Source organism: Uliginosibacterium sp. TH139 (assembly GCF_002855595.1).
GTDB lineage: Bacteria > Pseudomonadota > Gammaproteobacteria > Burkholderiales > Rhodocyclaceae > Uliginosibacterium > Uliginosibacterium aquaticum.
On the sequence record NZ_PKRR01000005.1, the window covers coordinates 1 to 23,806 of the forward strand.

The window sequence follows — 23,806 nt, forward strand, 5'->3', positions numbered from 1 at the left end:
TCTCCGATACCGACAGCATTGCCATCACCGTCAATCCGGTGGCGGATATTGCCAATGACACGGTGACGACCAACGAAGACACGCTGGTCAATATCAATGTCAATAGCAACGACAGCTTCGAGAACAGCGGTCACACCATCACCGCCATCAATGGCACAGCCATCGCGGTGGGTGGCTCGGTCGCCGTCACCAATGGTTCGGTGACCCTCAAGGCCGATGGCACGCTGGACTTCACGCCGACAGCCAACTACAACGGCGCGGCTTCCTTCACCTACACCGTCACCTCCGGCGGTGTGAGCGAGACGGCTACCGTCAATGTCACGGTTGCTGCTGTCAATGATGCGCCGGTGAACACGATGCCGGCCTCCTTCACTACGCAGGAAGACACAAGCAAAGCCCTGACCGGCCTCTCGATCAGCGATGTGGATGCCGGCACAGGCTCGCTAACAGTCACGCTAGTCGTGAACAACGGCGTCCTGAATGTCAGCGGCGGCGGCGCAAGCATTGCCGGCAGCGGCAGCAGCATCGTGACCCTCACCGGCACGGTGGCGCAGATCAATGCGACCTTGGCCGCCAGCGTGAATTACGTGCCCAACAGCAATTTCAATGGCACAGACACGCTCGCCATGAGCACAAGTGACGGCGGAAATACTGGCAGCGGCGGCACACTCACGGACAACGATTCGGTCAGCATTACCGTTACGCCCGTCAATGACGCGCCGGTGAACAGCCTTGCCACGTCCTACAGCACCGTCGAAGACACGGCCCTCAAGCTGAGTGGTCTATCTGTCGCGGACGTTGATGCCGCCTCAGGCAGCATGAGTGTGACCCTGAACGTCTCCAGCGGCAGCCTCGCTGCCACCTCCGGCTCCGGCGTCACCATCAGCGGCAGCGGCACTTCAGCACTCACGCTCACGGGCACTCTGAGCAGTCTGAACGCCTATCTGGCCAGCAGCAGCTCCATGCCGGTCTTCACCCCAGCCAGCAACGCCACGGCAGCGGTCACGCTGACCATGACCACCAATGACAATGGCAACACCGGTGGCGCAGCACTGACCGACGTCGACACACGGACCATCACGATCACACCGGTCAACGATGCTGCAGTGCTGACGGCGGACAGCGCGACCACCAATGAAGACACGGCGGTCAGTGGCAATGTGCTGAGCAACGACACTGATGTAGACAGCGCGCTCACCGTCGGCAGCTTTACCTGGAACGGCACGACCTATTCAGCCGGCGCCACAGCCACGATCACTGGCGTAGGCAGCCTCAGGATCGGCAGCAACGGTGCTTACACCTTCACACCGGCAAGCAACTACAACGGCTCCGTTCCGACAGCTACCTATTCGGTACTGGAAGATGGCTCTACGTCGGCCTCCTCCACGCTTTCGCTCGGCATCACGCCGGTGAACGACGCGCCGGTGAACACGGTCAAGACTTTCTCGACCTCGGCACCGACCACGGGCACGACCTACATCTCACTGGGGGGAATGTCTGTCACCGACGTGGATGCGGGCACCTCGACGATCACGGTGACCTTCAAGGTCAGCACGGCCTATGGGACACTGGCCGCCACCGGCTCGACCGCCTCCGGCGTCACTTCCAGCACCTCCACAACGGGCGGTGTCCAGACCCTGACGCTGACAGGAACCCTCACTGCCATCAACACCTACCTGGCGCTGACAACCGGCACGAACGCGGCCGGAAACGGTTTGAAGTTCAGCACCACGTCTGCCAGCACGACCGGCACTGCAGATCTGACCATGACCAGCAGCGACGGCTCGCTGACCGACACCGATGTCACGACGATCACGATCGCCGAGACCTCGACCACCGGCAATGCCGACCCTGACGCCGGCACGCTCACCGAGGATGCGACGACCTCATTGACCGGAAATGTGCTGACCAATGACCAGGGCAACACGAAGTCGGTCTCACTGGTGAGCTTCGAAGGGGTGACGCAAACCGTCGGTACGGCTTTCAGCACCAACTACGGCACGCTCACGATCACCTCGACCGGCGCCTACACCTACACCGTGAACAATTCGGCAGTGCAATACCTCGCCGCGGGCCAGAGCATTACCGAAACCATTGTCTACCGAGAGACCTACTCCACCGGCACGGACACCTCCACGCTCACCATCACCATCACGGGCGCCAACGATGCGCCGGTAATCAGTGCGACCAGCGTCGCGGTGACCGGCACCGAAGACACGTCCTATGTTTTCTCCTGGTCGCAGTTCGGCATCTCGGATGTGGATACGTCGAATACCCTGTATGTGCAGGTCAGCACCCTGCCTAGCGACGGCACGCTGCAGTACTACAACGGAAGCGCCTGGGTCTCGGTCACCGCCGGGCAGAACATCTCGAAGAGTGACATCGACTCCGGCTACTTCCGCTTCGTGCCGGACAGCAACGAATCGGGTGCGGATATCTACGGCGCCTCAGGCACCGGCAACATGAAGAACGATTATGCGTCCTTCACCTTCAAGGGCTACGACGGCACGACGACCAGCAGTGCGACCGGCACCGTCACCATCGACATCACCCCGGTTGCCGACGACGCCAAGCTCACGGTGGGCGGTGTATCCGTCATCGATGGCTCCACGCTGATCGTTACACCGCCGGCTAGCGATGGTCTGACCGTGCGCCAGTACACGAGCATCGGCAACATCTCCACCGCCACGGTGGACACGCTTGCCGAAGTGCAAAGCCTGCTGACCCTGCTCGACGCAAACACGGCGAGCTCGACCACGATCTCCACTACGCCTCAGAACTACACCGCCAACACCAACAGCGATCCGAGCGGCATCCCCACCGACGGCGCGACACGGATCACCGGTCTCATCTACCTAGAGGCGGGTCACACCTACACCTTCAGCTCCTACATGGATGACACCGCGCTGCTGGTGGTGGGGGGCACGGTGCTGATGGCCAAGCAATACAACAGCTGGGGCAACATCACCGCGACCAGTTACACCGTCACCGTTAGCGGTTACTACACCATCGACTGGGCGGTCTATAACGGCAACAGCATTGGCGCCTTCAAGCCCTACCTCTCGGTTGATGGCGGCACCGCACTGGAGCTCACCAGCAGCAACTTCCTCATCTACAGCTCACTGGCAGCGGTCGAGGCCGCGGGAGGCGTTCACGATGCGGTCGTCGGCAGCTCGACCGCCGGCTACTATCCGGTCAGCAACAGCGGCGTTGAAGACACGGCCATCTCCATCTCGCCGATCACGATCTCGCTTTCCGACAGCGATGGTTCGGAATCGATGGTCAGCCTGGTCGCCACCGACCTGCTTGTTGGCACCGTGCTGACCGATGGCACCAATACTTTCACCGCTACCAGCGGTAATACCTCGGTCAACATCACCAGCTGGAACCTCAGCACGCTCAAGATCACGCCGCCACTCAATTTCTCTGGCAACTACAGTCTTGAGCTAACGCTGACCAGCAAGGAAAACGCCACCGGCGAACTGGCGACCAACTCCACCACCCTGACCATTCCGGTAGCCCCTGTTCAGGATGCGCCGGTCTCGGCTAACGACACCGCCAGCGTGGTCGAGGATTCGGGCAGCTATGTGGTGAGCGGCAATGTCATGAGCAATGACAGCGATCCGGACGGCGACGCCATCACCGTCACTGCTGTTAACCGGCAGTCAGCCCTGCTCGGCGCGGATGTCGCCAGCCTGTATGGCTACTTCCACATTAACGCGGATGGCAGCTACACCTACACGCTGAACAACGACGACGCACGCGTCAACGCCCTCAACACTAGCCAGACACTGACCGACTCCATCACTTACACCATCGCCGATACGGAAGGTCTCACCAGTACCAGCACGCTGACGATCACGATCAATGGAGCAAGCGACAGTTACTCGACGTCCTCAACGATCAGCGGCACCACAGGCGCAGACTCGCTGAGCGGTACCAGTGCGGCAGACCTGATTCAGAGTCTGGCAGGCAATGACTACATCGAGGCCGGCGCGGGCCACGATGTGGTCCGCACAGGAGACGCCAGCGGCACAGCGACTCAGACTGAGCTCGCTGCCTCTGCTTTCATGACGACGGCAGATGCCAGCATGACCGACAGCAACGGTCTGCTCACCGTCGCAGACGCCACCCACAAGGCCTATGGTGATCTTGCCAATGGTGGTACAGGCAACGACGCATTGATCGGCACAGGTAGTGGTACCCATCTTCTCTATGGCGGAGTGGGGGACGATTATCTGGTCGGAGGCAGCGGCAGCGACGCACTGCGTGGCGGAGAAGGTAACGACCGTCTCGAAGGTGGCGCGGGCAACGACGTGATGCGCGGTGACTTGGGTGCCGACGTGTTCGCCTGGTCACTGAATGATCAGGCTAGTGCTTCCGGCACCACGGCTGCGCTTGACGGCAATGTGTATGGCGTGGCGGCCGGCATCGGCCTCTCCAGCACCACGGATCTGGTCACCGACTTCAGCAAGGCAGATGGTGATGTGCTCGATCTGCGCGATCTGCTCAGCGGCGAAAGCCACCTCGGCGTTGACCCAGGCAACCTGAGCAACTACCTGCACTTTGAGGTTTCGAATGGCAACACCGTGGTTCATATCAGCAGCACTGGCGGCTTTACGAGCGGCACTTACGATGCGACCAAGGAGGACCAGACCATCGTGCTTCAAGGCGTGAATCTGCTCAACGACGGCACTGCCAGCTTGCTCAGTGACAATGCCGTGATTCAGGACATGCTCAAGAACAACCGCCTGATCGTCGACTGACGCGGCTGAACCCGCCCACCAACGGGCGGATCACACAACTCTTTTAAAAGCGCCACCCGGCAAGGGAAGGCGCTTTTTTTTTGCGCAGCAGGTGCACATCTATGTCGATTCGTAAGCGTCACTTGCATGTATTTCTCTGGTCAGAGCTATCTGCTTACACCACATCACCAACGCATCAGCAAAACACGCTGAGAGACTATTTTTGCGCTTCCTGTTGCAGCAGATTCCAGATCCGCTCGGCCATCTGGCTACCGTTGTCATTGGCACGATAGAGGCGCACTTCCAGCGGACAACTCCATTGCGGCGAACCGGCGACAGCCAGTTGTTTCTCGGCAAGCTCATGGGTCACACAGCTCTCCGGCAACCAGCCCAGGCCATGTCCTTCAACGATCATGGCCTTGAGCGCCTCGGCCATGTGGGTATCGAAGTTGCGCTCCAGCGGGATGCGCTCCGGCGCGCCGAGCAGGATCATTTCGACCGCGTGGGCGAGATAGCTGCCTGGCGCATAAGCCAGGAAGGGAATGGCGCTGAATGTGGCCTTGTTCAGCGAAAACAGGGGGCCACCATCTTCGCGTGGGGCGGAGAAAGGCAGGAGGCGATCAGTCCCCAGGGGGAGATAGGAAAATCGCTTTGGATCCAGCAGGATAGGCAACTGAGGGTGATGGTAGATGATCAACAGATCACTGGCGCCTTCGATCAACGCAGCAACGCCCTCAGGGATATTGACCGCGCCAACACGCGTGATCACATTACTGTCGAGCCTCTCCTTGACACTCCGCAGCCAGCGCGGGAAGTAGGTCAGAGAGAGTGTGTGAGCCACCGAAAAACGCACGGTATCGCCCTTGCTCGGCACCTGCCCACGCAGCACGGTACGCATTTCGTAGGTGCGCTTGAGCATGTCCGCCGCAAAGCCACGGAAGATCCGTCCGGCCGTCGTGAGCTGCACGCCGTGCTCGCGGCGGTCGATGAGTTGGACGCCGAGCCAGTCTTCCAGCGCCTGCACATGACGGCTCAGGGTCGGCTGCGAGACATTGCGACTTTCGGCCGCCTTGGAGAAAGCCCGCGCATCCGCCAGCGTCAGGAAGTCTTCAATCCATCGTATCTGCATTGCAGTTGCGGCGACACGTCACGCATACCGCACTGCCGACGATCTGAGCAGACGGCAAGGCACGCTCGAAGCCTGCCGAAAAGTTGAACACGATACGGATTGTGCGCGCTTTCATGCGAGTTTTGCATTAAGTCACGCTAAGCGCCAACTTCCTGCCTAGGATTCCAATACCCCAATAGCAGGCAGAACAAGATGAATCCGATTCAAACCCGCAGTGAGCACGATCTGCTCGGCAATCGCGACGTTCCCGCTGACGCCTACTACGGCGTGCATACCCTGCGGGCGATCGAGAATTTCCCCATCACCGGCACACCGATCTCGGTCTATCCCGAACTCATTCACGCCCTGGCCGCCATCAAGCAGGCTGCAGCCCTTACCAACCACGACCTAGGCCTGCTCGACAAGCCTCGCGCCGACGCCATCATCAGCGCCTGCGAAGAGATCCGCGCGGGAGCCCTGCACAAGCAGTTCGTGGTAGACGTCATCCAGGGCGGCGCCGGCACTTCAACCAACATGAATGCCAACGAAGTAATCGCCAATCGCGCACTGGAGATCCACGGTTTCAACAAGGGCGAGTACAGCCAGCTACACCCCAACGAACACGTCAATATGGGTCAAAGCACCAATGACGTGTATCCCACAGCGCTCAAGCTGGCCGGCTACATGGGCGTGCAAAGCCTCATCGCAGCCATGCAGGTTCTACGCGATGCCTTCGGTGACAAAGCCCGCGAGTTCGCCGACGTGCTCAAGATGGGACGCACCCAGTTGCAGGACGCGGTGCCGATGACTGTCGGCCAGGAGTTCTCCACGTATGAAGAGATGCTCGGTGAAGACATTGCCCGTCTTCGCGAAGCATCACTGCTGATCTGCGAAATCAATCTGGGCGCCACAGCGATCGGCACAGGCATCAATGCCCACCCCGACTACGCCGCGCTGGTCCGCCAACGTCTGGCCGAAATCACCGGCATCCCGGTACTGACTGCACCGAACCTTGTCGAAGCCACACAGGACTGCGGTGCCTTCGTACAGCTCTCGGGCGTGCTCAAGCGCGTCGCAGTGAAGCTCTCCAAAGTCTGCAACGATCTGCGCCTGCTGTCCTCCGGTCCGCGTGCCGGTCTCGGCGAAATCAACCTGCCACCGATGCAGGCGGGCTCCTCGATCATGCCGGGCAAGGTCAATCCGGTGATTCCGGAAGTGGTGAACCAGATCGCCTTCGAGGTGATCGGCAACGATCTCACCATCAGCTTCGCAGCCGAAGCCGGCCAATTGCAGCTCAACGCCTTCGAACCGATCATCGCTCACAGCCTCTTCAAGAGCGTGACGCACCTGCGCGCCGGCTGCCTGACCCTTGCCGAGCGCTGCGTGCGCGGCATCACCGTCAACCGCGAGGCACTACGCCGCAGCGTTGAAAACTCGATTGGGCTGGTAACCGCACTGAACCCCTATATCGGCTACGAAAATGCGACCCGGATTGCTCAGGAAGCCCTGCTCACAGGTGGCAGTGTCTACGAGCTTGTGTTGCAGCACGGCCTGCTCAGCAAGAGCCAGCTCGACGAAATTCTCCAGCCCGATGTGCTGACCCGCCCGCGTCAGCCCATCAGCCTCAGCCGATGATCGCGGCCTGTCCTGCGGTGTTTTCCACTTTCTTCCTTCACGACAAAACGACACTAGGCCCCCATTCATCATGAGCGAAAACTTCAAGCAGGACGCACTCGACTATCACCGCTTCCCCCAGCCCGGCAAGATCTCGGTCACGCCGACCAAGCCCATGCTGACCCAGCGTGACCTGGCACTGGCCTACTCGCCGGGCGTCGCCGAAGCCTGTAACGCCATCGTTGCCGACGCAACGGCCGCCGACACGCTGACCTCGCGCAGCAATCTGGTAGCGGTAATCACCAACGGCACGGCAGTGCTGGGCCTGGGCAACATTGGCCCACTGGCCGGCAAGCCGGTGATGGAAGGCAAGGCCTGCCTGTTCAAGAAATTCGCGGGCATCGATGTATTTGATATCGAGCTGGCCGAAAACGACCCGGATGCACTGATCGACACCATCGCCCGCATGGAGCCGACTTTTGGAGGCATCAATCTGGAAGACATCAAGGCGCCAGAGTGCTTCTACATCGAGCAGAAGCTGCGCGAGCGCATGAGCATCCCAGTGTTTCACGATGACCAGCATGGCACCGCCATCGTCGCAGCGGCCGCCATCCTCAACGGCCTGCGACTAGTGGGCAAGGATATTGGCCAGATCAAGATGGTCACCTGTGGCGCCGGTGCTGCGGCTCTGGCCTGCCTGGATCTGGCGGTAAGCCTGGGCATACGCCGCGAGAACGTTTGGATCACTGATCTGTATGGCGTTGTCTATGCGGGCCGCACACAGTGCATGGACGACAACAAGGCGCGCTACGCGCAAGAGACCTCGGCACGCACACTGTCCGAAATCATTGATGGCGCGGACATCTTTCTCGGCCTCTCGGCAGCCAACGTACTGACCCAGGACATGGTCAAACGCATGGCGGCCAATCCGCTGATCTTTGCCATGGCCAACCCTTCACCTGAGATTTTGCCCGAACTAGCGCTTGAAGCACGGCCGGATGCCATCGTCGGTACAGGGCGTTCGGACTACCCGAACCAGATCAACAACGTGCTGTGTTTCCCCTTCATTTTCCGGGGCGCGCTGGATGTAGGCGCCACAACCATCAACGAAGCCATGAAGCTCGCAGCAGTGCGCGCCCTGGCCGCACTGGCGCATGCCGAGATTCCTGATGTGGTGGCCAAGGCTTATGGCGCTCGAGGACTGCGTTTTGGCCGGGAATATCTGATCCCCAAACCTTTCGATCCGCGCCTCATCGTGGCGGTGGCACCCGCCGTTGCACAAGCCGCCATGGATAGTGGCGTGGCGCGTCGTCCGCTCGCCGATATGGATGCCTATCGTGCCAGCCTGTCGCGCTTTGTCTATCACAGCAGCTCAGTCATGCAACCAGTATTCGATGCCGCACAGAAGCGTCCGCAACGCGTGGTCTACGCGGAAGGTGAGGACGAGCGCGTACTGCGTGCACTGCAGATCGTGGTCGACGAAGGTCTGGCCCGCCCGATACTGATTGGCCGCTCCAGCGTGATCGCGGAGCGCATCCAGAGCTTCGGTCTGCGTCTGGCAGCAGGCCGTGATTTCGAACTGGTCGACCCCGAGAATGACGCCCGTCTGCCCGCAATCGCCGACGCGTACTACGCGCTGGGCTGGCGCGAAGGCGTCAGCCGTGAGGCAGCTCAGCTGGCTGTGCGCCAGAATGCCAGCGTACTGGCAGCCATGCTGGTCAAGCGTGGCGAAGCGGATGCCTTGCTATGCGGAACCACCGGCAGCTACCGCCGCCACCTCGACGTGGTGACTCGCGTGATCGGTCGCTGCCAGGGCGTGAACACACTGGCAGCACTCAATCTCTTGATGTTGCCCGAGCGCAACCTGTTCATATGCGACACCTACGTCAACCACGACCCCAGCGCCGAACAACTGGCCGAGATGACCCTGTTGGCCGCCCGCGAGATCCGCCGCTTCGGCCTCGCGCCGCACGCCGCGCTGCTATCACACTCCAACTTCGGCAGTGATGACTCACCCAGCGCGCACAAGATGCGCGAAGCCCTGGCCTTGTTGCGCGCCAGGGATCCTGACTTCGAAATCGATGGCGAAATGCATGGCGACGCCGCGCTCTCGTACGAAATCCTCACCAGCAATCATCCCCAGGCGACGCTGACGCGCGAAGCCAACCTTCTGGTAATGCCCAACCTGGATGCCGCCAACATCACCTTCAATGTGCTGAAAGCCACCTCCGGCCACGGCCTCACCGTTGGCCCAATCTTGCTGGGCACCGCACTTCCGGCGCACGTACTGACCCCGGTCGCCACGGTGCGCCGCATCGTCAACATGAGCGCGCTGGCCTCACTGGAGGCCGCCAGCCGCCAGGACGCCCGGCAAGCCTGATCGCGCCATGAACGTCAGACGGACTGTATTCCAGCACGGGATACAGTCCGTTTTCATTTGTCGCATCCGGCACAAATGCGGAGTCCACCGCATGCGCTGCCGCACCGAAGAGCTACTAGCCAATCTGGCGCGCTACGACTTCACCAACGCGACTCGCCAAACTCCGCTTCCCCGAATCGTCGGCCAGAGCGACCGCTTCATGCGCTCAGCCAACTATCTTCAGATGCAGCCTGAACCCAAGTTCCGAAGGGAGGCCATTTCTGCCGTTCTGGCTTGGCTTTGCAGAGGCCTTTGCGTTGCGAACCTCGCTGCGTTGAGCAGCAGCATCGGCTGACAAGGACGTCCGATGCTAGGGATAAAAGGATAGAGCGCGTGTTGTCCATAGGAATGACCGGTGTTGGCCCCTACTCTGCAACAGCGGCTTCACGCGTGCCAAGTTTTTTCTATTTGCCATGCCGCGGCCAAAACCAGCGCATCGGCATACCGTGGTCCTACTATTTGCAGGCCAACTGGCAAGCCCTGGCGACCTTTACCACACGGAATCGACACCGCCGGCACGTTGCAATAGTTGAACAGCGGTGTATAGGCGGCATGCCCGCGCGGGCCGGCCGGACGGCCGCCAATCACGGGCGGGCCGAAAAGCTCGACCGGCCAGGCTTCGACCGGTGAGGTCGGACACAACAAAAGATCATACTGCTCAAAAAAGCCCGCCAACGCCTGAGCAAGCTTGTCGCGCAGCATCAACACAGCCGCCAGTTGCGAGCCGGTCACCTGCTGGCCTAGACGGATCTGGTCCGCAATGTTGGGATAAATATCTTCCGGCGCAGTTACCAGCGCCTCACTGAACATCGCCGCCAGCTCTGCCTGCTGCAAGACCAGCAAAGGGTACTCGCGTGCCGAAGCCGGCCATTCCGGGCTTGCTTCGTCGATCTGCCAGCCGGCTGCGCGCAAGCGTTCGACTGAAGCGCGCATGGCTGCCGCAACGTCGTCGTCAATCGCAAAGTCACAGCCCAGGTCCAGCGAGAACGCGATGCGCAGCCTTGGCAGCGGCGCCTTCAGCGTGGGCATCGCGCGCAATTTCGCAAAGTCAGGCTGCGAGAGCGGATCACGTGCGTCAAAATCGGCCAGCGCGTCAAACATCAATGCCACGTCTTCCACATCGCGCCCGACCTGACCGATCACCGACAGCATGTGACTAGGGTCGTCAAAGCCCCAGGGGTTGGGCACCGCGCCAAGAGTAGGCTTGAAGCCGACCAGTCCGGTGTGGGCAGCGGGGCGCCGCGTCGAACCACCCGCATCGGTGGCCAGCGCCAGCGGCCCCATGCCTGCCGCCACCGCTGCCACGGCGCCGCCTGATGAACCTCCGGGCGTGCGGTTCAGATCCAGAGGATTGCGTGTCACGCCATGCAGCATATTATTGGTGATACCCATGCAGGCGAACTCGGCACAGTTGGTAATGCCCAGCATCACGCCGCCCAGTGCGCGCAGGCGCGCCACGCACCAGGAATCGCGCGGCGCCACGAAATCCTTGAACAAGCGTGAGCCGAACGTGGCCGGCAGGTCGCCCACCCACAGATTGTCCTTCGTCGTGAAGGGCACACCCGCCAGTGGCAGGTCTTCGCCCGCCGCCAGCCTCGCATCCACCTCCGCCGCTTCGGCCAGAACGGCTGCACGGTCAAAGTAAATCAGCGCATTGAGCGCCGGATTCTCGCGCTCGACCTGATCACACACCGCCGCAGCGATCGCTTGCGCGCTCATTTCGCCCCCTCGAACCAGGCAGGCGATATCGCGCGCCTTCATCCATTCGATCTGCATTTGCTCACTCCCGAACTCTTACAAGCACGCACCAAAGACGTCCAGAACACCGGTTTCAGGCCCGAATTTAGTGCAATGTTTAGTTGAATAAATTGTGTACAAAATTGTGACAGCCTTACTCTACAACCATCAAGCAAAACTTATAAGCCAATGTTTTTAAAACATAAACTTTAAACAAAAACTGTTCATCAAAATCAAAAAACAAACTGGCATTGCACTTGCTAATAAACACATATCACTCAATTTTCGTACCCGAGCATGAGCACTCCTGGCCACGGCTTCAGCATCACGCTGGACGACATCCTTCACCAATACGGCAGCTCGGTCGCCGTCGATCATGTAACGCTTGAAATTGCCGCCGGCGAGCTGGTCTCGCTGCTCGGCCCTTCAGGCTGCGGCAAGACGACCTTGCTGCGCATCATCGGGGGCTTCATCCAGCAGACCTCGGGCCGCGTCATTGTGGGCGGCCGGCCGATTGATGATTTGCCACCAAACAAGCGCGCCGTCGGCATCGTGTTCCAGAACTACGCATTGTTCCCGCACATGAGCGTGGCGGAAAACATCGCCTACGGTCTGGCCGCGCGCGGCGAAGACCGTGCCGCTCAGAAAAAGCGCTGCGGCGAAATGCTGGAGCTGGTGCAGATGGCTCATCTTGCAGACCGCCTGCCGCGCGCACTGTCGGGCGGCCAGCAACAACGCGTGGCGCTGGCACGTGCGCTGGCGGTGGAGCCGCGCATCCTGCTGCTGGACGAGCCCTTTGCCGCGCTCGACAAGAGCTTGCGTCTGGACATGCAGATCGAGATCAAGCGAATCCAGCGTCAGTCTGGCACCACCTGCATCATGGTCACGCATGATCAGGAAGAAGCCCTGTCGATGTCCGACCGCGTAGCCGTGCTCAATCGCGGCAAGCTGGAGCAGTTCGGCACGCCATCCGAAATCTACGACAGCCCGCAAAGCCTCTTCGTCAATCAATTCGTCGGCAACGCCAACCAGCTGCATGGCTCTTTGGCTTCAGTGTCAGCAAGCGAATGCGAAGTGCAGCTCGCCAACGGTCAGCGCCTGCGTTGTGCCGCACCCCGCGAAACCTTGAGTGAAGGCAGTGCGGTGATTGCCTGCATCCGCCCGGAGAGTCTGCGCCTGGGAAATGATGGCATTGGCATGCCCGCCACAGTCGAACTGGGTATGCCGCTCGGCCCCACCATCGTGCACGAGGTCGTCACCGACGACGGCCTGCGCATCAAGACCTCGGAGCCCCGGCTTCCCGGCCTCGAACCCCGTGCCGCAGGCACACGCATCCAGGTCAGTCCGCTGGCCGCCACATCCATCCAGGTTTTCCCAGCCCACATCTGAACACCAAATCTGACCCGAAAGGAGCTTTACATGGACCTCAGTCGTCGCCGCGTCCTGCAAACGGCGCTCACCCTCGCCGCCGCGCAGATGTTCCCCGGCATCTCTCATGCACAGGCACGCCGCCTCGTCTTCGCCACCTTCACCGGCAGCTGGGAAGAAGCGCACAAGGCCGTGCTCGTGCCCGCCTTCCGCAAGGCCAACAACAACGCCGACATCTCGCTCGACCCGATGCTGTCGGTCGACCAGATCGCCAAAGTCACGGCTGCCCGCAACAACCCGCCCATCGATGTGATGCTGCACGATCCGGGTCCTGCGCTCACCGCGGTTGCGCAAGATCTGGTCGAGCCCTATCCGGTCGCCAAGAGCAAGTATTTCAAGGACTTGCTCCCCGAGGCACAGGAGGTGAATGGCCCGGCGATTTTCTTCCAGGTCGTCGGCCTCACCTACAACCCCGAGACGGTCAAGAAAGCCCCCACCTCCTGGCTCGATCTGTGGAAGCCCGAGTTCAAGGGTCGTGTCGGCATCACCAACATGAATTCCACGCTGGGCACGGGCTTCATGGTCGAACTCGCGAAGATGAAGGGGGGCTCCGAATCGAACATCGAACCTGCGTTCAAAGCCATCCAGGAACTCAAGCCCAACCTCGCCGCCGTCGCCGCCAACCCCGGCCAGCTCGCCTCGCTGTTCCAGCAAGGGCAAATCGACATCAGCCCGGGCAACTTCAATGCCATCCAGATTCTCAAGGCGCAAGGCGTGCCGGTGGAATGGGTCGCTCCGAAGGAAGGCGCGATTGCCTTCAAGACCACCATCCACGTCGTCAAGAACTCGCCCAACCGCGAGCTGGCCATCGCACTGATCGAAGCGGCCATGTCGCCCGAAGTGCAGAGCAAGCTCATGCAGGCGCCCTACCTCGTCGTGCCGACCAACACCAAGGTCAATATGGAAGGCGAAATCGCCAAGGCACTGGCCAAGGACCACGCCGAGATGAAGAAGAAGTTCCTGTTCCAGGACTGGAAGAAGATCAACGAGCAGCGTGCTGGCTGGATTGAGCGCTTCAATAAGGAAATCAAGCTCTAGGAATCCGCAACAAACGGGCTGCGCGCGCCGCTGGCGGCATTTGGGTAAAAGATGGCTCGCTCGCCGTGCGAAAGCACTGCTCTGCGCGAGCCCTTAGTTGGCAAGTTCGGCCAGCGGCGCGCTCGCTCCATTTGTTACGGATTCCACGCGGCTGATTCGCTTGAATTCCAACAAACCCATCGGACAAACTTTTCAGGACACCGCCCGTGCGCACTTTCAATCCGGTCACCGTTTACGGCCTGCGCTTCGCCATGCCTCTGGCGGCGTTCTTCGTTGTTTTCTTCCTCACGCCGCTGATGCTGCTGCTCTTCATCAGCCTGCACAACGACACCTCGCTCACCGAATTCGGCATCGCCCAATACACCAAGTTCTTCACCGAAGGTTTTGCGCTGCCGATCCTTGCGGACACGTTGTGGCTGGGCCTGCAGGTCACTCTGCTATGTCTGGTGCTGGGTTACGCGCTCGCCTGGGCCTTTGTGCGCAGCAATTCCACGATGCAGTCCGTGCTGATGATGATCATCGTGCTGCCGCTGCTGACCAGCGTGGTGGTGCGCACCTTTGCGTGGATCGTGATCCTCGGCCGCCAGGGCATCATCAACTCGGTGCTGCTGCAGTGGGAATGGATCGAGACGCCTCTCAAGCTTATCTACACGCGGCCCGGTCTCGTCGTCGCGCTCGCCAATGTGCAGCTGCCGCTGATGGTGCTGCCGCTGATCACCACGCTGCAGCGCCTCGAACCCAACCTTGAAGACGCGTCATCCATCCTCGGCGCGAGCGCCTGGCGCACCTTCATAAAAGTCACGCTGCCACTGACCCTGCCCGGCATCATCGCCGGCTGCCTGCTGACCTTCGCGGCGTCGATCACGGCCTTCATCTCGCAATCGCTGATCGGCGGCGGGCAGATGCTGTTCATGCCGATGTACATCTACCAGCAGGCCTCGACACTGCAAAACTGGCCCTATGCCGCCACCATTTCGCTGATCTTCCTGATCGCCGTGATGGGCTGCGTAAGCATCTTCAACTACCTCGGCCGACTCTCGAAAGGCTACGCGACAACATGACACTCGGCCATCGCAACAGCATCTCCGACCTCAGCCTGCGCTTCACCCTGTGGAGCCTCGCGCTGCTCTCCGTCATCCTGCTGATGGCGCCGACGCTGGTCGTACTGATCGTCTCTTTCACCAGCGGCTTCTCGCTCAAGTTCCCGCCCCCGGGCTACTCGCTGCGCTGGTACGAAGCCCTGTTCGAAGCCTGGCAACTGCACTTCGCAGCCTGGAACAGCATCAAGATTGCCAGCCTCACAACATTTCTCTCCGTCGTGCTGGGGGTCTCTGCCTCACTGGGCATCGCACGTTCAGAAAAGCTGATGGCCCGCGTGCTGGATTCATTTTTCATGTCGCCCCTGATCCTGCCGGCACTGGCCTTCGGTCTGGCGGCGCTGATCTTCTTCAGTCAGCTCGGCATGAGCGCCTCGGTCACCACGCTGGTGATCGGCCACACCGTTGTGTGCATCCCCTACGTCATGCGCACCACGGTCGCGGCGCTGGCACAACTTCCGGCCACCTTGCTGGAGAGTTCAGCCAGTCTGGGCGCTGATCGCTGGTACTCGTTCCGCCGAGTGACCCTGCCGCTGATTGCGCCGGGCATCGCGGCAGGCGCCTTCATCGCCTTCATGTCCAGCTTTGACAACGTGCCGGTCTCGCTCTTCCTGCGCGACGCCCGCACCGACATGCTGCCGATCCGCATGTGGCAAGACCTGGAAGGCAAACTCGACGTGACCATCGCCGCACTCTCGGGCGTGATGATCTTCTCCACCCTGATCCTGATGATCGTGATGGAGAAACTGACCGGCATCACGAAGCGCATGCGCTGAGGCGCGCACTCTCTCCCTTAGCCCCTCTCCCGCAAGCGAAAGAAGGGGCACAGCCCTCAGGCCCCGCGAAACAAGGAATAGCCCCAAGGCGTCATTTTCAAAGGCAGATGATAGTGCTGCGACGGATCACGAATCACGAAGCGGAAGGGTACGACGTCGAGAATGCCCGGCACGCTGCCGCTCGCTTCGAAATAGGCACCGGCATTAAAGCGCGCCTCGTAGGTGCCCGCCACAATGGCGTCGGTGCGCGTCACCGGGTCTTCCCACACGCCGATATCACTCAGCGTGCCGCTGCCGAGCAGGCGATTCTCCGGCGCCAGCATCCACAATTCCACCTGCATGCCACGCGCAGGAATGCCGCGCGCCACATCCACACCATGCATCGAGATTCCACCAGCCATATCCAGTCCCCTCATCAGATTGATTGTCGAGTGCAGTCGCATGCCTGAGACGCGCCCCGGAAACTCCACTCGCAAGGAGCGTGCCCTGCTGTGGCCTGCCCTCGCCAGCATGACGGCTGTACAAGCCGTGATCGCGGCCGGCATCTTCGGTCTGGGCATTGCCGCTCCCTTGATCGGCCTGCCGGTCACACAACTCGGCTGGCTCAACGTACTTATCTTCGGCCTCGGCGCCTGTGGCGCCTCGCAAGCCGGCAGACTATGTCAGCGCTGGGGTGGCGTACAGGTCACGATCGTCTGCGTAGGCTGCGTACTGCTGGCCAGCCTGCTGCTGAGTTTGCCGCTGAGCATCACGGTATGGCCTGCTGCGATCCTGCTGGGGCTGGCCTTCGGCCCTGAAACCGCGGCCAGTTCGGCCAGTCTGGTACGCGTCACCACGCCCGCACAGCGCAACGGGGTGATCGCATTGCGCCAGACCGGCAACCAGTGGGGGGCCATCGCCGCCTCGCTGTGCCTGCCAATGCTGATGGAATACAACCGGGCGGCCGCTTTCGGGCTGCTGGCGTTGCTCTGCCTCGTGCTTATGGCCGCCCTGATATCGCAACTCAAAATTGATCAGATCCCCTTGTCCGACGCCAACAGCGCGGGCAATTTCAGCCACGCCTTGCTGCCGACACTGGCCGCGCAATGCCGCAGCCCCGGCATGCCCGCCTTGCTTGCCCTCTCGGCCAGTTATGCAGCCATTCAGATCGCCATCAATGGTTTTGCCTTCTCTTATCTGGTGCGCGTTCTGGAACTCACCCCCGCCATCGCCGGCACCCTGCTTGCCACTGCCCAGGGAGCCGGGCTGCTCGCGCGGATCCTGCTCGGTACCTGGGCGCGCCGCGCCACCAGTACCGCGCGTGCGCTGGGCTGGATCGGCCCCGGCATCGCGCTCAGCGTCATCACCCTTGCGCTGATGCCGGCCGGGCAGGCCAGTGCGCTCTTGTATCTGCTGATGTTCGTCGTCGGCTTTCTCGCCTCGGGCTGGAATGGCTTGCTGCTGGCCGAGCTGTCGCGCCGGGCGGGCCCGAGCCGCACCGCTGCGTGGACAGGCGCCACGATGACCGTCAGCTATGCCGGTCTGGTGACTGCCCCGCTGCTATTCACTCTGGGCAGCATCGGCATGCGCAGCACCTATCTTGCACTAGCGGTCGCCTGCGGCCTCAGCGGCCTCGCGGTACTGCTGGGCAGGCCGGCACAGAGTGGTGCAAAAACACCATAATCGCACCAGCACGGCGCACGATTGTGAACAATCATTCCATGACTTTATGTGCCCCACGTACGCGACGCGTACAATCCGCGCAAATCTTCAATCTCAAGCCTGCTCCCGCCTGCCCATGAACACCATCGCCAAGTCTGAAAAATCGGACATCGCCGTGATCGCCGAGCGCATCACCAACGCCGTGATGGAGCATCGCCTGCCCCCCGGCGTGAAGCTCGCCGAAGAGCGTCTGGCTGAAGCCTTCAAGGTCAGCCGCACCAAGGTTCGCCACGCCCTCACCGTGCTCGCCAAGGAAGGCCTGGTCACGCTCTACCCGAATCGCGGGGCCTTCGTTGCCAGCCCCTCGGTGCAAGATGCGCGAGAGCTTTTCGCCACCCGCCGCCTGCTCGAGCCGGAAGTGGTGCGCAAGGTCATCGACCGCGCCGGCAAAGCCGAACTGCGCCGACTGCGCGCCCATATCGCCAAGGAATCAGAGGCGCGTCTGGCCAACGACCGGCGTGCGCTCATCAAGCTTTCTGGCGAATTTCACATGCTGCTCGCCAAGCTCAGTGGCAACCCTTACATCAGCAAACTGATGGACGAGTTATGCCCGCTAACCTGCCTCATCATCGCGCTCTACGACTCGCCGCAAACCCCTGCCTGCCCCGAGGATGAGCATATCCGTATCGTCGAGGCCATCGAGCTCAAGGACGAAGCCACCGCCGTCTCGCTCATGCTGCACCACCTGCAACATGTGGAAAACGAACTCAAGCTCTCGGTCGACGAGAAAGTCGATATCGACTGGGAAAAGATGTTCGCCTGAGCGGTTTCGCCCAGCCAGCGCTGCCGTGGCCAGAATGAAGCGGATCACGCACTTTTTCTGGCCCGTCTCTTGCTAGAATTGTTCACAATTTTTTGAACATTCAAGAGCCCGCACTTGTGGCTCGGAAAGAGACCCGTCCATGAGCACGCCACGCACCCTGCTGGGCATTCTGACCCCATCCTCAAACACCTCGCTGGAACCGCTGACCAGCGCGCTCTGCGCCGCTGCGCCCGGCGTGTCCGCGCACTTCGCGCGCTTCCCGGTCACCGAGATCTCGCTGAAACCGCTGGCGCTGGGCCAGTTCGACGACGAAAAAATCCTCGCCGCCGCACGCCTGCTCGCCGATGCCAAGGTGCAGTGCATCGGCTGGAGCGGCACCTCATCGGGCTGGCTGGGGCTTGAAGCAGATCGCATCCTGTGTCGCCGTATCGAAGATGCCACAGGCATCCCCGCCACTACCTCCACGCTGGCGCTCAAGGAAATCATGGAGAAGACCGGCCGCACGACGCTGGGCCTGGTCACTCCATACCTCGACGATGTGCAGGCCAAGATCCTCAGCAACTTCGCCAGCGAAGGCATGCAGTGCATCGCCGAACGCCACCTGGGCATCTGCGTGAACTTCGATTTTTCCGAAGTCAGCGAGACCCAGCTGAGCGAGATGGTGGCCGCGGTGGCCGCCGCCAAGCCAGAGGCCATCACCACCTTCTGCACCAACCTCAAAGCGGCCCATCTGGCTCAGGCCTGGGAGACCGCGCACGGCATCGCCATCTACGACACGGTCAGCACCGTGGTGTGGAAGATGCTGCGCATGCAGGGCTATGACACCACGCAGATCACGGGCTGGGGCCGTCTGTTCACCGAGGTTCAGTGATGGCTGATTTCGATCTGGTGATCCGCAACGCACGCTGCGTCACGGCTGCGGATGTATTCGATGCTGACATCGGCATCAAGGACGGTCGCATCGCCGCACTAGGCCAGCACCTGGCCCCCGGCCACGAAGAGATCGACGCGGCCGGACGCTATGTGCTGCCCGGTGGCGTGGACGGGCACTGCCACCTCGATCAGCCAATGAACGATGGCTCGGTCATGGCCGACGACTTCCTCTCCGGTACACGCTCGGCGGCCTGCGGCGGCACCACCACGGTGATCCCCTTCGCCTGCCAGATGAAGGGCCAGAGCCTGCGTGCCGCAGTGGAGGACTATCACCAGCGCGCCGGCGACAAAGCCTGCATCGACTACAGCTTCCACCTGATCGTCTCCGACCCCACGCCGCAGATCCTGACGGAAGAGTTGCCCGCTCTAATCCGCGAAGGCTATACCTCGTTCAAGATCTACATGACCTACGACGACCTCAAGCTCAACGACCGCCAGATCCTCGAGGTACTCTCGGTCGCCCGCGACGAAGGCGCCATGGTCATGCTGCATGCCGAAAACAGCGACTGCATCGCTTGGCTCACCGAGCGCCTGCTGGCCGCCGGCAAGACTGCGCCGACCTACCATGCGGCCTCACGCCCGATGCTCGTCGAGCGCGAGGCCACACACCGCGCCATCGCGCTGGCCGAGCTGGTCGACGTGCCGATCCTGATCGTGCATGTCTCAGGCCGCGAAGCGGTCGAGCAAATCCAGTGGGCACAGGCGCAAGGCCTCAAGGTGTATGCCGAAACCTGTCCGCAATACCTCTTCCTTACGGCGGACGACCTGGGGCTCGGCGAGCACGATCACCACGGCGCAAAGTGCATCTGCAGCCCGCCGCCACGCGACGCGGCCAACCAGCAAGTAATCTGGGATGGCTTGCAATCAGGCGTATTTGCCGTGTTCTCGTCTGACCACGCGCCCTTCCGCTTCGATGATCAGCAAGGCAAGTTCGTCGCCGGTCAGGATGCCGCCTTCAACCAGATTCCGAATGGCATACCGGGGCTGGAGACACGCCTGGCACTGCTGTTCTCGGCCGGCGTGCTGAGCGGGCGTCTGGATATCTGCGAGTTCGTCGCGCTGACTTCCACCAATGTCGCCAAGATGTACGGCCTTTACCCGCGCAAAGGCTCGATTGCCATTGGCGCTGACGCCGACCTCGTGATCTGGGATACCGGGCTGGAGCGCATCATCCGCAATGCCGACCTGCACCACGCCGTCGATTACACGCCCTACGAGGGCCAGTGCGTGCAGGCCTGGCCGCGCACCACGCTGTCCCGCGGTAAAGTAGTCGCCGATGCCGGCAGCTTTCTCGGGGCACAGGGGCACGGTCAGTTCCTGCCCTGTGATCTGCCTGCACCGGCCAAGCCCAGAGTACGCAGCAACGCCTGAAAACATGACTCAGATCCAGACCCTTGCCGAACGCCTGATCGCCGCACGCCAGCGCAAACAGCCGCTTGCCCCGGGCGATTTTGCCGCGCTACAAGTGCTCACTCGCAGCGAAGCCTATGCAGTGCAAGCTGCGGTATGGCAGGCGCAGAAGGCTAGCGTCAGGCCGCAGGCATGGAAGATTGGCGGCAGTTCAGATCAGCCCACCCCTGTGCGCGCCGCAATGCCGGAAATCCTTTTCACTGGCGCCAGTACGCCGCAAGCGCGCTTTCGCTGCTTCGGCATCGAGACCGAGATTGCCGTGCGCTTTGGCAAAGCGCTCCCCCCCCGCGCCACACCCTATGCGTATGACGAGGTGCTGGACGCCATCGACACGGCTCATGTCGCCATCGAGATCGTGGACACCGCTCTGGCTGACTATGCTGCCGCCGGGCCGATTGCCTGCCTTGGTGACAGCATGCTGCACGGCAGCTTCGTGCTGGGTGATTCCATCCAAAACTGGCGAAGGCTCGACTGGAGCACGCTGAGCGCGCACAGCTTTATTGATGGGCAACTCGTCGCCGAGCGCACGGGTGGCCACCCACACATCGACCCTTTCACCCTGCTGCCCTGGTGGGCCAGCTCCGGTGCGCTGGACTGGGGCGGCGTTCAAGCGGGTGACATCGTGACCACCGGCACCTGGAACGGCATGCACTTTGCACCCGCACCGCACAGTTTCGACTCACACTTCACCGATGCCAAGGGGGAGACACTGGGTCGCGCCAGCATCGCCTTCAGCCTGTGAGCCCACACCAGATAATCCGCCCATGAAAATCCGCATCACAGCCGGCGGCTTCAACTTCATCGCCGAAGCCAACCCTGCCGCGCCGCTCACCGTCGCCGCCTTTGAAAAGCTGCTGCCCTATACGCAGAAACTCATCCATGTACGCTGGAGTGGCGAAGGCTGCTGGATTCCCATGGGTGACTTTGATCTGGGCGTCGGCTTCGAAAACGCCAGCAGCCATCCTGCACCGGGCGACATCCTGTTCTACCCCGGCGGCTACAGCGAGACCGAAATCATCCTCGCCTATGGCGCCTGTTGCTTCTCCAGCAAACTCGGCCAGCTCGCCGGCAACCATTTCCTGAGCATCACCGAAGGCCGCGAAAACCTTCGCGCACTGGGCGAAAAATGCCTGTGGCAAGGCGCGCAAGACCTGGTGTTTGAATCAGCCGACTGAGCTCACCACACGCCCGGCTTGCGCCTGTACGGACAGGGCTATTCAACCCCCCTGCTGAGTCGCGAAGTGACTGGCGATATCTTTTGCTCGCGCCAGCCAGCAACGCTCCCGCTGCGCCGCGATATGCGCCAGCGCACGGCGCAGATGGCGCATTCGGAAAGGCTGGCCGATGATCATCGAGTGCAGCGCCACGCTCATGACAAGCGGCTGCTCGGCGGACTGCAGCAACATCTCGTCGAACTGGTCGACGATCATGTCGGCGAATTCTTCGGCGCCGATCTGGCGGCCGATGATGGCGGCGCTGTCGTTGATCTCCTGCGGGTAAGGCATCGACAGGATGCGGCCGCCGCGCGTGTTGAGCCACACAGGTTGGTCATCCATGCACCAGTCCATGAGGTACTGGTAGCCCGCTTCGTGCAGCAAGTCGGGGGTCACTGCCGTCTCGGCAATCCAGGGGCTGAGCCAGCCAGCAGGCGGTGTGCCTTCGTGGGCGGCGATGCTGTCGCGCACGTCGCAGATGAGGGAGCGCTCGGTGGCTTCGTCAAAGCCGGCCTGATGTTCGGAGTTGGTGCGGCCATGCGCGGCAACTTCGGCACCGGCCTCGCGGAAGGCTGCGATGAGCGGCGGGCAGGCATCGTAGAGCGCGGAGTTGATGAGCAGCGTCACCGGCAGGTCGAGCTCGCGGAACAGATCGAGCAGGCGCCAAGCGCCTACCCGATTGCCATAGTCGCGCCAGGAGTTGTTGAGCACATCTGGTGCGGGGATGCCGGGCACAAGGTCTTCGGCAATGCCTTCGTTGAAGGCGTAGTGCTCCAGGTTGAGCGCGAGGAATACGGCGAGACGCTTGCCGCCGGGCCAGCTGAAGTCGGGCCGCTCGGTGATCGGACTGTAGTCGTAGCGGCCGTGCTGGCGCAGCGGCAGGGGCATGGGTGCTTGGGTAAATTTCATGGGGCGTCCTTGAAACGGGCAGCGAGTGCATCGCTGAGGCCAACCTGCGCGCGCGCGGGCAGCGCGGCGAGGCTGCCGACGCGGGGCTTGATGGGATTCAGGCGAACCAGCGATTCGGCCTGCAGCATGGCGCAGCTGACGCCTTCAATCACGGGCACAGGCACCTGCGCCTGCAGGCGCTGTGGCACGCCGGCCATCACAGCACCGGCGAGCACGACAACCTCGCAGCCCTCTTGCTCGACGAGTGAATTGGCGGCGGCTATGGCAAGGCGGTCGGCTTCGTCCTGATTGCCAGCGGCATACGGCGCACTGGTATCGACACCACGCCAGCCGGCGATGCGCGAGGCGAAGCCGTAGGACGCGGCGAGTTCCTGATACACCGGCAGCACGCGCGGGCCGAACATCACGACACCGATGCGCGTACCGAGCTGGCAGGCGGTGAGCAGCGCAGCTTCGGTGATGCCGATGACGGGGATGTCGAGCATCTCGCGCGCGGCCCACAGGGCAACGTCGTAGGAAACGGCGATGACGGCGGCGTCGCAGCCTTCGGCATGCTTGGCGAGAAGATCAAGGCAGGCGTGATTGGCGATGGCCAGCTCGGTGCGCGTAGCGATCACATTCGCGCCGAACTCACCCGTAACGGCGACGACTTCGGTTCCGGGCGAGACCACTTCGCGCGCAGCGCTGGCGACTTTCTGGGTGACGAAGTCGGAGGTGTTGGCGTTGATCAGGAGGATGCGCATGGGAAGGCTTTCGGTTCTCTGTCGCTTAGCTCATCCGCACAGACGCCGGATGCAGGAGCGGGCCATGCCCGCGAAACGATTCGTCCAATAATCAGCGTGACACGTTGTTGGCAACCGGTCGCGGGCATGGCCCGCTCCCACAGGGCGCGGTGAGCGGATGTGAGTAATGGC

At 61.7% G+C, this 23,806-nt stretch carries 20 protein-coding genes; 14 read left to right on the forward strand and 6 right to left on the reverse strand.

Annotated elements, in window-relative coordinates; all coding sequences use genetic code 11:
- Positions 1-4,766, forward strand: a 4,766-nt coding sequence (locus C0V76_RS12630) for an S-layer family protein (RefSeq protein ID WP_143707425.1), incomplete at its 5' end; no start/stop codon positions are given.
- A 196-nt stretch (positions 4,767-4,962) separates the two neighbouring features.
- Here C0V76_RS12630 and C0V76_RS12635 read toward each other — a convergent pair.
- Both C0V76_RS12635 and C0V76_RS20340 read right to left on the reverse strand, forming a co-directional pair.
- Positions 4,963-5,874 (reverse strand): LysR family transcriptional regulator, encoded by a 912-nt coding sequence (locus tag C0V76_RS12635; RefSeq protein ID WP_101942818.1) that lies wholly within the window; start codon positions 5,872-5,874, stop codon positions 4,963-4,965.
- Complete coding sequence (locus C0V76_RS20340) at positions 5,855-5,989, reverse strand: hypothetical protein (RefSeq protein ID WP_256376415.1); 135 nt, start codon at positions 5,987-5,989, stop codon at positions 5,855-5,857. Before C0V76_RS20340 ends, C0V76_RS12635 begins: the two co-directional genes overlap by 20 nt.
- A 77-nt stretch (positions 5,990-6,066) precedes the next feature.
- Between C0V76_RS20340 and aspA the strand changes: the two genes are divergently transcribed.
- From aspA to C0V76_RS12650, 3 genes are all read left to right on the forward strand, one after another.
- Complete coding sequence (gene aspA, locus C0V76_RS12640; protein ID WP_101942819.1) at positions 6,067-7,488, forward strand: aspartate ammonia-lyase; 1,422 nt, start codon at positions 6,067-6,069, stop codon at positions 7,486-7,488.
- 70 nt (positions 7,489-7,558) lie between these two features.
- Entirely contained in the window at positions 7,559-9,847 is a 2,289-nt protein-coding gene (locus C0V76_RS12645; protein WP_101942821.1) for an NADP-dependent malic enzyme, read from the forward strand.
- A 91-nt stretch (positions 9,848-9,938) separates the two neighbouring features.
- Positions 9,939-10,181, forward strand: a complete 243-nt coding sequence (locus tag C0V76_RS12650; RefSeq protein WP_101942822.1) for a hypothetical protein — start codon at positions 9,939-9,941, stop codon at positions 10,179-10,181.
- 89 nt (positions 10,182-10,270) lie between these two features.
- Here C0V76_RS12650 and C0V76_RS12655 read toward each other — a convergent pair whose 3' ends face one another.
- Positions 10,271-11,662 (reverse strand): amidase, encoded by a 1,392-nt coding sequence (locus tag C0V76_RS12655; RefSeq protein ID WP_216821732.1) that lies wholly within the window; start codon positions 11,660-11,662, stop codon positions 10,271-10,273.
- Between the two features lie 258 nt (positions 11,663-11,920).
- On the opposite strand from C0V76_RS12655, the gene C0V76_RS12660 reads away from it, so the two are divergent.
- The 4 genes from C0V76_RS12660 to C0V76_RS12675 all read left to right on the forward strand — a co-directional run bounded on the left by C0V76_RS12660 (position 11,921) and on the right by C0V76_RS12675 (position 15,962).
- The gene (locus C0V76_RS12660; protein WP_101942823.1) at positions 11,921-13,012 is read left to right on the forward strand and encodes an ABC transporter ATP-binding protein; all 1,092 of its coding nucleotides are present in this window, start codon (positions 11,921-11,923) and stop codon (positions 13,010-13,012) included.
- Positions 13,013-13,042: 30 nt separating this feature from the next.
- The gene (locus tag C0V76_RS12665; RefSeq protein WP_101942825.1) at positions 13,043-14,089 is read left to right on the forward strand and encodes an ABC transporter substrate-binding protein; all 1,047 of its coding nucleotides are present in this window, start codon (positions 13,043-13,045) and stop codon (positions 14,087-14,089) included.
- 206 nt (positions 14,090-14,295) lie between these two features.
- Complete coding sequence (locus C0V76_RS12670; RefSeq protein WP_254048238.1) at positions 14,296-15,150, forward strand: ABC transporter permease; 855 nt, start codon at positions 14,296-14,298, stop codon at positions 15,148-15,150.
- On the forward strand, positions 15,147-15,962 hold the full coding sequence (locus tag C0V76_RS12675; RefSeq protein WP_101942826.1) for an ABC transporter permease: 816 nt from the start codon (positions 15,147-15,149) through the stop codon (positions 15,960-15,962). Before C0V76_RS12670 ends, C0V76_RS12675 begins: the two co-directional genes overlap by 4 nt.
- A gap of 56 nt (positions 15,963-16,018) precedes the next feature.
- On the opposite strand, the gene C0V76_RS12680 is transcribed toward C0V76_RS12675, so the two are convergent.
- Entirely contained in the window at positions 16,019-16,363 is a 345-nt protein-coding gene (locus C0V76_RS12680; protein ID WP_101943185.1) for a hydroxyisourate hydrolase, read from the reverse strand.
- A 40-nt stretch (positions 16,364-16,403) separates the two neighbouring features.
- Here C0V76_RS12680 and C0V76_RS12685 point away from each other — a divergent pair, with 40 nt between their 5' ends.
- The 6 genes from C0V76_RS12685 to C0V76_RS12710 all read left to right on the forward strand — a co-directional run bounded on the left by C0V76_RS12685 (position 16,404) and on the right by C0V76_RS12710 (position 21,944).
- Positions 16,404-17,624 (forward strand): MFS transporter, encoded by a 1,221-nt coding sequence (locus tag C0V76_RS12685; RefSeq protein ID WP_158239241.1) that lies wholly within the window; start codon positions 16,404-16,406, stop codon positions 17,622-17,624.
- Positions 17,625-17,739: 115 nt separating this feature from the next.
- On the forward strand, positions 17,740-18,426 hold the full coding sequence (locus C0V76_RS12690) for a GntR family transcriptional regulator (RefSeq protein WP_101942828.1): 687 nt from the start codon (positions 17,740-17,742) through the stop codon (positions 18,424-18,426).
- Positions 18,427-18,565: 139 nt separating this feature from the next.
- Complete coding sequence (locus C0V76_RS12695; RefSeq protein WP_101942829.1) at positions 18,566-19,297, forward strand: aspartate/glutamate racemase family protein; 732 nt, start codon at positions 18,566-18,568, stop codon at positions 19,295-19,297.
- Positions 19,297-20,730, forward strand: coding sequence for a dihydropyrimidinase (gene hydA, locus C0V76_RS12700; protein ID WP_101942831.1), 1,434 nt, complete (start codon positions 19,297-19,299; stop codon positions 20,728-20,730). Before C0V76_RS12695 ends, hydA begins: the two co-directional genes overlap by 1 nt.
- A 4-nt stretch (positions 20,731-20,734) precedes the next feature.
- Positions 20,735-21,511: a fumarylacetoacetate hydrolase family protein gene (locus C0V76_RS12705; RefSeq protein ID WP_158239242.1), complete on the forward strand. Its 777-nt coding sequence runs from the start codon at positions 20,735-20,737 to the stop codon at positions 21,509-21,511.
- A 22-nt stretch (positions 21,512-21,533) separates the two neighbouring features.
- The gene (locus C0V76_RS12710; RefSeq protein ID WP_101942834.1) at positions 21,534-21,944 is read left to right on the forward strand and encodes a DUF3830 family protein; all 411 of its coding nucleotides are present in this window, start codon (positions 21,534-21,536) and stop codon (positions 21,942-21,944) included.
- A 42-nt stretch (positions 21,945-21,986) separates the two neighbouring features.
- Here the strand turns inward: C0V76_RS12710 and C0V76_RS12715 are convergent, their stop codons facing one another.
- Together C0V76_RS12715 and C0V76_RS12720 are read right to left on the reverse strand one after the other, a co-directional pair.
- The gene (locus C0V76_RS12715) at positions 21,987-22,892 is read right to left on the reverse strand and encodes a polysaccharide deacetylase family protein (RefSeq protein WP_216821733.1); all 906 of its coding nucleotides are present in this window, start codon (positions 22,890-22,892) and stop codon (positions 21,987-21,989) included.
- On the reverse strand, positions 22,889-23,635 hold the full coding sequence (locus tag C0V76_RS12720; protein WP_101942837.1) for an aspartate/glutamate racemase family protein: 747 nt from the start codon (positions 23,633-23,635) through the stop codon (positions 22,889-22,891). Before C0V76_RS12720 ends, C0V76_RS12715 begins: the two co-directional genes overlap by 4 nt.
- Positions 23,636-23,806: the final 171 nt, after the last annotated feature.

What these genes read in the sequence shown, in the direction of transcription:
- C0V76_RS20340 (WP_256376415.1), bottom strand. Translation starts at nt 5,989, where the DNA reads ATGAAAGCGCGCACAATCCGTATCGTGTTCAACTTTTCGGCAGGCTTC.
- C0V76_RS12665 (WP_101942825.1), top strand. Translation starts at nt 13,043, where the DNA reads ATGGACCTCAGTCGTCGCCGCGTCCTGCAAACGGCGCTCACCCTCGCC.
- C0V76_RS12720 (WP_101942837.1), bottom strand. Translation starts at nt 23,635, where the DNA reads ATGCGCATCCTCCTGATCAACGCCAACACCTCCGACTTCGTCACCCAG.
- C0V76_RS12660 (WP_101942823.1), top strand. Translation starts at nt 11,921, where the DNA reads ATGAGCACTCCTGGCCACGGCTTCAGCATCACGCTGGACGACATCCTT.
- C0V76_RS12635 (WP_101942818.1), bottom strand. Translation starts at nt 5,874, where the DNA reads ATGCAGATACGATGGATTGAAGACTTCCTGACGCTGGCGGATGCGCGG.
- C0V76_RS12645 (WP_101942821.1), top strand. Translation starts at nt 7,559, where the DNA reads ATGAGCGAAAACTTCAAGCAGGACGCACTCGACTATCACCGCTTCCCC.
- C0V76_RS12710 (WP_101942834.1), top strand. Translation starts at nt 21,534, where the DNA reads ATGAAAATCCGCATCACAGCCGGCGGCTTCAACTTCATCGCCGAAGCC.
- C0V76_RS12690 (WP_101942828.1), top strand. Translation starts at nt 17,740, where the DNA reads ATGAACACCATCGCCAAGTCTGAAAAATCGGACATCGCCGTGATCGCC.
- hydA (WP_101942831.1), top strand. Translation starts at nt 19,297, where the DNA reads ATGGCTGATTTCGATCTGGTGATCCGCAACGCACGCTGCGTCACGGCT.
- C0V76_RS12675 (WP_101942826.1), top strand. Translation starts at nt 15,147, where the DNA reads ATGACACTCGGCCATCGCAACAGCATCTCCGACCTCAGCCTGCGCTTC.
- C0V76_RS12685 (WP_158239241.1), top strand. Translation starts at nt 16,404, where the DNA reads ATGCCTGAGACGCGCCCCGGAAACTCCACTCGCAAGGAGCGTGCCCTG.
- C0V76_RS12705 (WP_158239242.1), top strand. Translation starts at nt 20,735, where the DNA reads ATGACTCAGATCCAGACCCTTGCCGAACGCCTGATCGCCGCACGCCAG.
- C0V76_RS12650 (WP_101942822.1), top strand. Translation starts at nt 9,939, where the DNA reads ATGCGCTGCCGCACCGAAGAGCTACTAGCCAATCTGGCGCGCTACGAC.
- aspA (WP_101942819.1), top strand. Translation starts at nt 6,067, where the DNA reads ATGAATCCGATTCAAACCCGCAGTGAGCACGATCTGCTCGGCAATCGC.
- C0V76_RS12715 (WP_216821733.1), bottom strand. Translation starts at nt 22,892, where the DNA reads ATGAAATTTACCCAAGCACCCATGCCCCTGCCGCTGCGCCAGCACGGC.
- C0V76_RS12680 (WP_101943185.1), bottom strand. Translation starts at nt 16,363, where the DNA reads ATGGCTGGTGGAATCTCGATGCATGGTGTGGATGTGGCGCGCGGCATT.
- C0V76_RS12655 (WP_216821732.1), bottom strand. Translation starts at nt 11,662, where the DNA reads ATGCAGATCGAATGGATGAAGGCGCGCGATATCGCCTGCCTGGTTCGA.
- C0V76_RS12695 (WP_101942829.1), top strand. Translation starts at nt 18,566, where the DNA reads ATGAGCACGCCACGCACCCTGCTGGGCATTCTGACCCCATCCTCAAAC.